7 protein-coding genes are annotated in these 12,823 nt (G+C 39.7%); 1 reads left to right on the forward strand and 6 read right to left on the reverse strand.

Annotated elements, in window-relative coordinates; genetic code table 11:
* Window positions 1-82 precede the first annotated feature (82 nt).
* Window positions 83-718, reverse strand: a complete 636-nt coding sequence (locus M2470_RS06380) for an HAD family phosphatase (protein WP_280744450.1) — start codon at window positions 716-718, stop codon at window positions 83-85.
* A 433-nt stretch (window positions 719-1,151) separates the two neighbouring features.
* On the opposite strand from M2470_RS06380, the gene M2470_RS06385 reads away from it, so the two are divergent.
* Complete coding sequence (locus M2470_RS06385) at window positions 1,152-7,481, forward strand: hypothetical protein (RefSeq protein WP_280744215.1); 6,330 nt, start codon at window positions 1,152-1,154, stop codon at window positions 7,479-7,481.
* A gap of 20 nt (window positions 7,482-7,501) precedes the next feature.
* Here M2470_RS06385 and M2470_RS06390 read toward each other — a convergent pair whose 3' ends face one another.
* From M2470_RS06390 to M2470_RS06410, 5 genes are all read right to left on the reverse strand, one after another.
* Entirely contained in the window at window positions 7,502-8,752 is a 1,251-nt protein-coding gene (locus tag M2470_RS06390) for a DUF1015 domain-containing protein (RefSeq protein ID WP_280744451.1), read from the reverse strand.
* A gap of 16 nt (window positions 8,753-8,768) precedes the next feature.
* Window positions 8,769-9,125, reverse strand: a complete 357-nt coding sequence (locus tag M2470_RS06395; protein WP_280744216.1) for a four helix bundle protein — start codon at window positions 9,123-9,125, stop codon at window positions 8,769-8,771.
* A gap of 74 nt (window positions 9,126-9,199) precedes the next feature.
* Window positions 9,200-10,126 (reverse strand): NAD(P)-dependent oxidoreductase, encoded by a 927-nt coding sequence (locus tag M2470_RS06400; protein ID WP_280744217.1) that lies wholly within the window; start codon window positions 10,124-10,126, stop codon window positions 9,200-9,202.
* Window positions 10,127-10,128: 2 nt separating this feature from the next.
* The gene (gene serC, locus M2470_RS06405; RefSeq protein WP_280744218.1) at window positions 10,129-11,196 is read right to left on the reverse strand and encodes a 3-phosphoserine/phosphohydroxythreonine transaminase; all 1,068 of its coding nucleotides are present in this window, start codon (window positions 11,194-11,196) and stop codon (window positions 10,129-10,131) included.
* A gap of 47 nt (window positions 11,197-11,243) precedes the next feature.
* Window positions 11,244-12,518, reverse strand: a complete 1,275-nt coding sequence (locus M2470_RS06410; protein WP_280744219.1) for a replication-associated recombination protein A — start codon at window positions 12,516-12,518, stop codon at window positions 11,244-11,246.
* Window positions 12,519-12,823 lie beyond the last annotated feature (305 nt).

Genomic DNA, 12,823 nt, shown 5'->3' on the forward strand with positions numbered 1-12,823 from the left:
ACAGGAAGCGTCTCAATACAAAACGAAACCTGTCTGATAAAAAATAACTCCCGTCTGAAATAAAATCAGACGGGAGTTATTTTTATCGGGTCTCCTGAAGGATTTTATCGATTGGATTTCGCCAGTCTTCACCGTTTAGCGGTTGATAAGTATACATGCCTAATGATTTTCCAACTTCAATGTTCTTGGCTCCATCGTCAACAAACAAAGTTTCCGAAGGCAGCATTCCGCTGTCTTTTATCATATATTCAAATATTCTTGAGCTTGGTTTCGTAACACCTACTTCATAAGAGGTGTACATCTTGTCGAAATAATCATTTATCGGGCGTCCGGCTTCCGAGAATTTGTTGGTTCGTGCCCATTGCTCCTGAATGATAGGGTTCGTATTGCTTAGCAAATAAACCTTGTACTTTTCTCGTAATTGGGTGATGAAATCCAGTTTATATTGAGGTACGTCTACCACAAATCCCAGCCATGCCCAAGCGATCTGCTCAAAAGTCAAGTCTTTTCCGGCATGCGCCCTCAACTTCTCACAAAACTCTTCTACACTAATCTTCCCGTCTTCTATCTCCAGGAAGATACCTTTTTGCTCATATGCGTCCAGTAGTTCGTCCGCATCTTTTACACCTATTTCTTTAAAACGACGGATAGGTTCCTGACTGTCGAGGTCTATAATCACACCTCCCAAGTCAAACACAACATTCTTTATTGCCATAATTTGATTATTATTCGGGCATAAAGGTACGAAATTAAAGAGAGGTGTGTCAGAAGGTAGACCATTATTTCAATGACCCACATTGCATTTGAAAGCAAACATCAGCTATCACATTCTCAAATTTATTATTTTTACGCATATTTGTGCAATTTTACCATTATTATTTATGCAATTAGAAATATTCACATCCTTTTTTTATATATTTGCTCAATATTTCTATTTCGAAAAAGTATAATAATTAGAGACTAACTAAAAAAGGATAAGGTATATGACCGATAAAAATGAGCCCTCAATATTAACAGGAAGTTAAACCTGTATTATTTATTGCACTTTCAACAAAAGCTTCTTAAATGTGTTTTACTTCTATTGGGAAAGAAGAAAATCCCATTATTGAAGCATATCTTTTTATTCCAAACTAATCTATATAAAATGTAATATGAAAAAATATTTGATAGCTAAAACAACCCTATTATTCTTTGCCCTTACTTTTACAATCTTTCAGGTAGGAGCGAGGGATATATATGTTTCGCAGAACGGAACAGGAAATGGTTCAAGCGACACTAGCCCAATGAGCTACAGTACGTTTTATTCTGATATAATAATGTCATCAACTTCTGTTACGTCAGATGCAAATGTGAACATCTATTTTCAACGAGGCGCACCGTATTCTATAACTGCTTCATTTACTCCAAGCGTTTCAACAGGATTTAACAATTCGATATGGAATAGCAAAAAGGTTACTTTTGATGCATACGGTTCAGGGGATCCAGTAACATTTACAAGTGATTCCGGAATCTCTTTTCTTAATTTATATCTTAGGCGTACTGACGGAACGCGCCTGACGCTTACGTTAAAAAATATCTTTATTGATAATTTTAGTAGTGGCAGTAATAATTTGATTATACTACAAAACGGATATAATACTCTGAACTTAAATGGTGTTACGATAAGAAATATTAATAATAGCGGGCAACGCTTGTTTCACGTAAATTATGCAGGTTCTATCTTAAATATTTCTAATAGTAGTATTATTTCCAATAATATAGGTGCATCAACGAATCTTATCTATGTTCAGTTAGGGACTGCTACTATATACAATAATACTTTTTCAGGTAATACAACCGGAGGTTTTTTTATAGCCCAATCTTCCGTGAAATTCTTTAACAATACAGTATATAATTCAGGTGTAATTACTTTAGGAGCTGCAGCTGTACTCATTAATAATATTATAGTTAGATATCCATTTACCACCGACAACACATATACTGTTTATAATAACAATACAGCCTATTATGCAAACTCTTATAGAAATACACAAACCTATAGTGGATTTTTGTATTTTAATGCTAAAGGTAATTCTGGAGGAACAGATATTTCAACGATGTTTAACCAACAGTTTAATACAACATTAAGCACCGATACAGAACCTGGCAAACAGGTTCATCGTTTTCTTACTATTGGGGCTTCTGAAGATGTGATATTAGGGAAAGGGGGGAGTTTAACTTCTTTATATTCAGACACAGGTGTATCAGATCGTGACATAGATATGTCTATTGACCAAGATAGCGAAACAAGATATAGTCCAATCTCAATAGGTTCGATAGATTTACTTAGATTTCAAGTTAATATATTGGGAGTTATTTCCAGTATATACGACAGTAATGGAAACCCTTCTGCACCACAAACTGTCAATTACGATTTGTCTCAGTTAATTGCCCAATACCCTAAAGGGATATCAAAAACAAACGTAACTTTTTCAGTATCTACAAATAGTTTGAGTAACGGTACGATTTCAAATCCTGTAGGCTCGATGGTTACTTTTACTCCTAATACTTCTCGTAATGCAGAGTATTTTGAATTTGATGTTACTGTCTCCGGAATCGACCAGTATGGTTGTACGCATACTAAAACATTCTCTGTAAAAACATTAGTGTATGACAAAAGCACATATCAACCATCTACTTTATTGCCTCCACCTGGATTGAATGATCCACTTGATTATCCGCAAACCTGCTTTGATGAAATGGGACAAATAGAGTTTAAATCAAGGCGAATATTTTATGGCAGCGATAATTCATCTACACCAATACATACGTATATGATTCCCTTGGTGGGAAGTATTGATGGTGATGAATACCCTGAGATTGTAGCGATGGAAACCACAGGAAGCTCAAACCCAACTATGAGAGGTATACGTATCTATAATGGGCAAAATGGACAATTGATATCAGCTATATCATTTGGATTTACATTTGCTCGTGGAGAAGGATATCATACGCCTCCATCCTATATGGCTTTAGTGAATACAAGAAGAGCCGGGAAAAATTTAGCTACTGGTGAAACAAAACATGCGGAGTTGATTCTTGCAACATCATATGATGTAAGCCCATCTTCCTCTTCAGGTTATTCAAGTTCAGTCATTTCATATGATATAATAAAAAAAACTGATGGAACATATAGGTTAGAAAGGGTCTGGAATAGCAAATACCATTCTTCGAATGAGACTCAATTATCTAAACCTATACCTCAAGTATTAGATTTTGATGGAGATGGTAGAGCAGAAGTTTTAGTTTATAATAAGATTTTTGATGCGGAAACTGGAGATTTATTAGTAACGTTAGGGACTTTAACTACTTCAGCAGGTACATCTGTACATGTTGGGAAAGACTATGGAGCAACCCGAGGACCTGGAGGTGACAGAGCTATTAATTTTAGTAGTACCTATGATATGAACTTTGATGGAAAGTATGATTATATAGCGGGTGGAAACCTTTACTATGACATTAACTTATCTGATGGAACTTCAAGCCTTGTTAATGCTGCTTCTGCCTTGAGTATTCCCGATGGTCGTACGGGTATTGCAGACATAAATGGTGATGACATACCTGATGTTGTAGTAGTAAAAAGGACAGATGACAGCGCATCCTCAGGTACAGTTCGTATTATTGTTTGGAATCCTGGTTTTTTCCAGATGACAGAATATACGCATAAAGGAAAACCAATATTGGATGCTCAAGGAAAACTACAAAGAAGCGCCCAACCAACGCCATATATAATGGCTGATATAACAGCACCCTTAAGTGCTGGTAGTAGTAGTTGGGGTAATAATTCTTATGTGCACATTGGTGATATTGATGGAAGAGAACAACGTGTTGTTGAGAATGGGGTAACCAAAGTATATCGTTTACCGGAAATAGCGGTGTTAGGTGGAAGTTATAATTACGCCTCAACCACTGTTGCACGTCATCCTAACTTGAATGGAACAAGTGGTATTCCCACCACCGGAGGTACTCGCGAGGGAGATATGGTTGCCTTTACATGGGATGAAACAGCAACAACAACTAATCAACGGCTCAAATTATCTTTTGCTTTGGAACACCATGACAGATCTGCAGACACCGGATTTACTCTATTCGATTTTGATAATGATGGGGTTCAGGAGATATGTTATAAAGATGAAGAAACAATTCGTATTATAAAGGGAAATGTACCTAAAGCAAATGCAGCTTCCACTGTATTTTCTCAAGGGGCTAGAACTACTACAGGTTTCGAATATCCTGTGATAGTTGATGTAAATAATGATGCTTCCGCCGAAATTATTACAATTGCAGCATCTGCAGGTGTCAGTTATTCTGACTCATATGATGGATATATACAAGTTTTTGGGACAAATGGAGATAAATTTGCTCCGGCTTGGCCTGTATGGAACCAGTTTATGTATTCTCCGTTTAAAATAAAACCGGATCTAACAGTTCCCACACCTGCAGAGCGGATTACTAACCCACTTCAATATAAATACAGCAGAAAGGCGTATAATGATAAGGGGGATATGAAGGTAATGTACGATTATCAACCTTTTAATGGGAATATATTTCAGGCCGCTGATTTTATGGTAACCCAAGATGCTGGTGATCCGCTAAATAATTATTATGAACCGATTGTTTTCCTTACCGAAGCTTATATTGTCGATAGCGACGATCCTGATGTAAGTAAAAGGCCCAAATTGATGACTGGATATATAGATGTAACTATAGGAAATCATTCGACTGCTCAAACAGATATATCAACCAATACGCCTGTTATGGTGTATAAAGGCTCTATAGCTAAGGCGAATATCGTTGGAAAATATGAGTTAGCAGGATTATATGAAGTGATTAATAACAATACAGTTGCTTTAGTAGATGAAGCTATTCCTGCAGGCCAGGAAATCCGCATTAGAGTTTCGGATGTAGGGATTGATGATCCTGAGGTAGTGTACTATATAAGGTTAGGCGATGATAGTGATACAAACTTGAATGATACCTGGAAATTCGGATTAAATTCATTAAAAGACGGATCCCCCGATCCTAGTCAAGGGATAGGTGTTGCTAGTCGTGCTTTCAGGGATTGTTCCTGGGATGATCAAACGGCACGTGCGGCTAAGTCTAATGTATTTCCTGATGCAGCAACTGTACAGGAGTATATGGCAGTGATAATTGATCTACTTAGTAATGATATTCTTCCTGATAATGTATTTTCAACAGGCTTTAGTTTATGTGACTCAATCGTGCCGGGTTCAGGACCTCAATCAGGACAAATCACTTGTGTAGGGCAAGGGCGAAATTCAAAAATTATATACAGCAATAATGGAGCAAGTGGTTTGACAGATGGCGTTGTAGATAAGTTTCAATATCGATTTAGATTTACAGATCCTGCATCCGGAGAATACCGAGATAGAACTACAACTGTTTATATCTATGTATTACAAAGTGCAACAGGTTCATTTGCGACTTGTTATTCCACAGGACAGTATCCTATAAAATTAAGAGTGAAGCCTACCGGTACACAATTTTATTGGTATGATAGTAAGGGTAATTACTTGGAAGGTCCAACTCCAACATATATTGTCCCTAATTTAACAGCAAATGTTACATACTATGTTCAACCAAGGATACCCAGCACGAATACAGAGTATGAGAGCTTGAGTTTCCCCAAAGGAAAGTTGACCGTCTCACTACTCACTCAATCCCCAACGGATTATATTTCAATGAAATGGACAGGCAATGTTGATAGAAACTGGCATGATCCTCGTAACTGGGTAAAGCTAAAGAATGGAGTGGAAACACCTGTTACATATGTACCTACTACTTGTGTAGATGTTATTATCCCTTCAGGATTAACCAATTATCCGGAGCTGACAAGTGATGCTTTCTGTAACAATATCATCATAGATGACCGTGCGATGATTGCTAAAATTAATTATCTCGACTACAAAGGTAATGCTCACATTAATCTGAAGCTGAAAGCTACTGAACGAAACAGGTTCGTAATGTGGTCTGCTCCGTTATTGGATATGTATTCGGGTGACTATCATTTTAAGAAGAGTGACGGCAGAACTCCTCAGTGGGGAGATGTATATATGAACTTTTTCCAAAATACGAATCCTGATAATAATGGAGCTGCTGTAGGTAATTATTTTACAACAACCTTCAAACATCTTGGAACGCGACTGTCACTTGGACAAGCATTTAATATTAAAGTAATCAATACTACAGCCAATAAGGATAGTGTTTTTACTTTCCCACGGACTGAAACAGAATATACGGCTAGTGATAACACACCGTATGTTGGACTTACCCGAGCATATAGTGGACGTTTTATTTCGGATAGTGTAATTATAAGAAATAATAAAATTCCAGTATCAGGCGATATATCAGGGTACAATTACGTACAGGTAGTCAATCCGTTTATGGCCTATTTGGATATTAGGAAATTTCTTAATAATAACACCGATCTGGAGCAATCTATTAAGATATGGAGTGGAGGAACAAGTTCCGATCCGAATAGTAGTACAGGTGATCTGATCACGATTAAGCCCGATTTAACCGAAGGTCAACGATATATCATTGATAATGCTGATGAGTGGTTTAACACAAATACTAAAAATGCAGGTCTGATTGCTCCGCTACAATCATTCTTTGTCAAAAAGAACAATGCAAATACTACACTTGGAACATTGAATATGAACCCCGACTGGACAACTACAGTTAATTCCTCAAACACTGGCGATTATGTATTACGTGCTGCAACGGAAGAAACAAACACTCTTCGTATCAAGGCTACACAGAATGGCGTCTCCAGTGCTACGGCATTGTTCTATCATCCGGAATCGTCGCCTAACTATAATAGCAAAGAGGATGCCGGCAAGTTGTTCTATTCGAATGCCTCTGTTGCCGTTTATTCTTTCTCTCCGACGAAAGATCCTTTGGCTATCAACTCAAGCAACGACTTCCAGAGCACAACAACTAAATTGGGGCTTCGGGTGAAAAATGCAGGGCAGGTAACATTTGATTTCTCCGGTATGGCTACGTTTGGATATGATGTGTACCTAATTGACCATGCACTGAATAATAAACAGATTGATATTAAGGCGAATCCGTCATATACTTTCATGGTAACGAAGGCTTCGGCTAATGATAAGGTAATTGAGTTGAACGATCGTTTCAGCCTGAGTGCAGTGTACACAGGTATTGGTGTGGGTAACGAAGCTATTTCTATAAGTGAATTGAATGTTACTTCAACAGACGGATATATCCATATCCAGTCGAAAAGTTCCATCAGCAGTTTGCAGATATACAATATCTCGGGGGCATTAGTTTATAGCAGCAACAAGCTATCTAATAACTTCCGTATAGCCGTTGACGGACAACAAATATATGTTGTAAAAGCCAAAATAGGCAGCAGCTATCACGTTGAAAAGGTATTTGTAAGGATGTGTCAAAAGTGACACATCCTTCTCTTTTTCGATTAATTGTCCAGCTTATGGACTACCAGGCCCGAACGGAGTTTGGGTTCAAACCAGGTTGTTTTTGGGGGCATGATGTTATCTGTATCGGCAATGTCGATCAATTGCTTCATCGATACGGGATATAGTGCCAGGGCTACCTTCATTTCGCCGCTATCCACGCGTCGTTTCAGCTCGCCCAAGCCACGGATACCACCTACAAAGTCAATCCGCTTGTCCGAGCGCAGGTCTTTAATACCCAGTATCTCGTCTAAGATCAGATTGGAGGAGATCGTTACATCCAGCACTCCGATAGGATCATTATCATTATACGTTCCCGGTTTGGCAGTCAAGGAATACCACTTTCCGCCCAGGTAGAGGGAGAAGTTGTGCAGAGCTTTCGGTTTATATATTTCGGCTCCTTTTTCTTCTATTGTAAAGTTTTGCTCTAATTTAGTCAGGAATTCCTGCTCCGACAAACCGTTCAAATCCTGTACTACACGGTTGTAGTCAATGATTGTCAACTGATTGGCGGGGAAGCAAACGGCCATAAAGTAGTTGTATTCCTCGTCTCCTTTATGGTTGGGATTCTGCTTGGCTTTCTCTGCACCTACCAAGGCAGCAGCAGCCGAGCGGTGATGTCCATCAGCAATATACATAGCCGGAATCTGAGCAAACAATTCTGTGATATGAGCAATATCTGCTTCATTATCAATCAACCAAAGTGTATGTCCAAAACCATCTAGCTCTGCAACGAAGTCATACTCAGGAGTTTTTCCTGCATATTTCTTCACGATAGCATCCAGTTCCGGATTGTCCGGATAGGCAAAGAATACCGGTTCTATATTGGCATTGTTCACCCGAACGTGTTTCATACGGTCTTCTTCCTTATCCCGGCGGGTCAGTTCGTGCTTTTTGATTTTACCCGTCATGTAATCATCTACATATGCGCAAATCACCAGTCCATACTGTGTATGTCCGTTCATGGTTTGTGCATAGACGTAATACATCTCTTTAGGGTCCTGAACCAGCCAGCCCTTATCCTGAAATTTTTGGAAATTTTCGGCTGCTTTTTCATATACCTCCGGAGCATGCTCGTCGGTTCCAACCGGAAAGTCTATCTCCGGCTTAATGATATGATAAAGAGACTTCTCATTATTCCCTGCTTCTGCCCTCGCCTCTTCCGAGTTCAATACATCGTAAGGACGTGAAGCTACTTGTTCAATTAGTTCTTTTGGCGGACGTAATCCTTTAAAAGGCTTTATAATCATAATTATTAATTGTTAATGATTAATTATTAATACTTTTTGTCTTTTTAATTATTGCTGTTATTAGTTTCATAAGCTCCTCTGCATCATTATAAATACTAGAATATGCTTTTTCTGAAATATAATCAGTTTTATATAATAGTTCTAACCAATAAAGACTTTCATTACATTCTTTCTGAGCAATAGATAATTTATGAATAAAATCAGGTTTACTTTCCGCATGTTCGCTCTCTCTTTGCATCGCGCCTATGGATGTTCCTGACCGAAGAAGTTGTTTTGATAATACAAACTCTTTTTCTTCTGTATTCAAATATTTATATAGCTTCACTATCCGTAAAGCAAAACGAAAGCTTTTTTCTTTTAAGGGATTTGGTTTCATTTTTAAATTGCCAATTATCAATTGTTAATGGTTAATCGAGTATTAATTAACCATTAACAATTTATCATTAATCATTAAATTTTGTTTACACAAAATTTAGTATTTCCATTTTGAATGAAATCGGCGATTTGGTTGGCGGCGGCGATACCGGCGTTGATGTTTGCTTCGGCTGTTTGAGCACCCATTTTCTTGGGGGTAGCGAAGTAACGGTCGGGGTATTTTTCTGCCAATTCCGCATCATTCGATGGTTTGATATCGCTGATGTATTTGAAGTCCGGACGTTCTTCAAACATCTTTGCCAAGCCTGCATCATCCATTACTTCCTTGCGGGCTGTATTGATGATGGTAGCTCCTTTGGGCATGGAGTTCATCAACTCAAAGTTGATCGAACCTTTTGTTTCAGCTGTTGCAGGGATATGCAGTGATACGATATCGCATGTCTTGAACAATTCAGCAGTAGAGGCTAATGCCTTCACGCCATCGTTCTCAATAGTAATCGTTGGGGTGTACGCATCATAGGCATACAGCTCCATATCAAAGCCTTTGGCTATGCGAGCTACATTCCGGCCTACATTACCATACGCCAGAATACCCAGCTTCTTGCCTTTCAGCTCCCATCCCGAAGTGCCATTGAAGAAGCCACGGGCTCCGTACACCAACATGCCCAGTACCAGCTCGGCTACGGCATTGGAATTTTGTCCCGGAGTATTCATTACCACTACCTTATGAGCGGTAGCTGCTTCCAGGTCTACATTGTCGTATCCGGCTCCGGCACGTACTACAATCTTCAGTTGCTTGGCGGCATCCAATACCTCTTTATCAATGATATCGCTACGAATGATGATGGCATCTACATCCTTTACGGCATCCAGCAACTGGGCTTTTTCTGTATATTTTTCCAGCAGCTGAAGTTCCATACCGGCACCTTCTATTACTTCACGGATACCTTTCACAGCTATCGCTGCGAAAGGTTTATCTGTTGCTACTAATACTTTTGTCATAATTAATGCTGTTTTTCAAATTCTTTCATGCAAGCTATCAGAGCTTCTACACTACTCTTTGGCATTGCGTTATACAAAGAGGCACGGAATCCACCTACCGAGCGGTGACCTTTAATTCCCACCATTCCGGCAGCAGAAGCGTAAGCGCCAAAGTCTCCTTCCAATTCTTTGTACTCTTCGTTCATTACAAAACATACGTTCATAATAGAGCGGTCTTCTACAGCTACAGTTCCTTTAAACAGCTTGTTACGATCTATTTCATCATACAGGATAGCTGCCTTTTCCAGGTTTCTCTTTTCCATTTCTTTGATACCGCCCTGTTCTTTATACCACTTCAATGTCTGCAAGGCAGCAAAGATAGGGAATACGGGAGGTGTATTGAACATGGATTCTTTCTTGATATGCGTACGATAGTCCAGCATTGTAGGGATGGCACGATCTACATGTCCCAGAGCGTCTTCCTTCACGATAGCCAGTGTTACGCCGGCAGGTGCCAGGTTCTTCTGTGCTCCAGCATAGATGATATCGTATTTGGAAACATCCACCGGACGGGAGAAGATGTCTGATGACATGTCGCACACCAGGCGAACCTTCATATCCGGATCATAGCGCATCTCCGTTCCATAGATAGTATTGTTCGATGTAAAGTGGAAGTAATCAACATCTTCCGGCACATTATATCCTTTCGGGATGTAAGTATAGTTTGCTGCTTCTGAAGAGCCTACTACGTCTACTTCACCAAACAGCTTAGCCTCTTTAATGGCATTATGCGCCCAGGTACCTGTATCCAGGTAGGCGGCTTTCTTTTTCAACAAGTTATAAGGTACCATACAAAACTGTAAACTTGCGCCTCCACCCAGGAACACTACGTCGTAACCTGCCGGCACTTCCAGTAGTTCTTTAATCATAGCCCGTGCTTCTTCACAAACAGCAACAAATTCTTTCCCTCTGTGGGATACTTCAAGGATTGATAATCCTGTCCCTGCGAAATTCTCTACTGCTGCGGCAGAATTCTTGATAGTGTACTCGCTTAAAATAGAAGGTCCTGCAGAAAAATTGTGCTTCTTCATACCTGTTGTTTTTTTAATTAAAAAGTTAATATATTTTTAAATACGCTTTAATATCTGTCTCCCCATAAGCGCTTCATCTGATCAATCAGCTTTTGCTCGGCGGGGTTGGGCTGACCTAGCCAGATCCTTTCGTCCTGCAACTCTGGTGGCAGGAAGTCTTGCTTAACAAAGTTGTTCTCATAACTATGAGCATACTTGTAATCTTTTCCATAATTTAATTCTTTCATTAATTTAGTTGGCGCATTCCTTAAGTGAAGCGGAACAGGCAAATTCCCGGTTTTTTCCACTAATTCTATCGCCCCGTCTATCGCCATATAGGCTGAGTTACTTTTGGGGCTTGTTGCCAGGTAGATGGTCGTTTCCGCCAGGATGATCCTTCCTTCAGGCCATCCGATTTTTTTCAAGGCTTCAAAACAAGCATTAGCCAGTAATAGAGCATTCGGATTCGCTAATCCGATATCTTCCGCTGCCGATATAAGCAACCTGCGGGCTATAAACTCCGGGTCTTCCCCACCGGCAACCATTCGTGCCAGCCAGTAAATCGCTGCATCCGGATCGCTTCCCCTTATCGACTTGATAAATGCAGATATGATATCGTAATGCATCTCTCCGCCTTTATCGTAAGCCGCCGGGTTCTCCTGCAAGCGTTCTACTACTTTAGCATCCGTTATTTCAATGGTATTATTTCCTTCTTCAGCGCCTACTACAAGCTCCAGAATATTCAGTAGCTTGCGTGCATCCCCTCCTGAGTAGCGTAGTATGGCGTCTGTTTCCGTTAAAATAATCTCTCTTTCTTTCAGTAAGACATCTTCCTTCAGCACTTTGTGCAACAATGCCAGCAGGTCTTCCTTGTCTAGTGACTTTAATGTATATACCTGGCAGCGAGACAATAGCGGCCTGATCACTTCAAAGGAGGGATTCTCCGTAGTAGCGCCGATCAGGGTAACTACTCCCGTCTCTACAGCTCCCAGCAACGAATCCTGCTGTGACTTACTAAACCGATGAATCTCATCTATAAACAAGATAGGCGATACCGTATTAAAAAAACGGTTAGACTTGGCCTTGTCTATCACCTCTCTCACATCCTTTACACCAGAGCTAATGGCACTTAACGTATAGAAGGGGGCTTCCAGCTTATGGGAGATTATCTGTGCCAGGGTAGTTTTCCCTACTCCCGGAGGTCCCCACAATATAAAAGAAAGAACCCGCCCTGCATCAATCATTTTACGTAATACTGCCCCCTGTCCTACCAAATGCTTTTGTCCGATATAATCATCCAGAGTCTTCGGACGCATTCTCTCCGCTAAAGGTTGACTCATCATGCTACAAAAATCGTTTATTTTATTTAGTTTTCAAAGGATATATTCGGGAATTTTCACATGAAACGAATGTTTTAACAAATCGCATCTATCATATAGTCACCACATCATGCAAACTAAACACAAAACAAACTGAAATATAAAAATTTTAACGCAATTCAACCATCTATAATTGACATTTTGACACCTCGACATTACACTATTAAGCTTATCATGAGTGCCTTTGCCTTGCAACAGAGCACATAAGTAAGTTGCTGGGTCACAACTGTAACCCACGTGGTTCACAGCTGTCGACCAGCTGGGTCACA

The sequence above is a fragment of the Parabacteroides sp. PH5-46 genome (assembly GCF_029892785.1).
Classification (GTDB): Bacteria; Bacteroidota; Bacteroidia; order Bacteroidales; family Tannerellaceae; genus DFXE01.

Excerpts from the sequence above, each read along its gene's own strand:
- M2470_RS06385 (WP_280744215.1), top strand. The coding sequence starts at position 1,152 with ATGAAAAAATATTTGATAGCTAAAACAACCCTATTATTCTTTGCCCTT.
- M2470_RS06395 (WP_280744216.1), bottom strand. The coding sequence starts at position 9,125 with ATGAAACCAAATCCCTTAAAAGAAAAAAGCTTTCGTTTTGCTTTACGG.
- M2470_RS06400 (WP_280744217.1), bottom strand. The coding sequence starts at position 10,126 with ATGACAAAAGTATTAGTAGCAACAGATAAACCTTTCGCAGCGATAGCT.
- serC (WP_280744218.1), bottom strand. The coding sequence starts at position 11,196 with ATGAAGAAGCACAATTTTTCTGCAGGACCTTCTATTTTAAGCGAGTAC.
- M2470_RS06410 (WP_280744219.1), bottom strand. The coding sequence starts at position 12,518 with ATGATGAGTCAACCTTTAGCGGAGAGAATGCGTCCGAAGACTCTGGAT.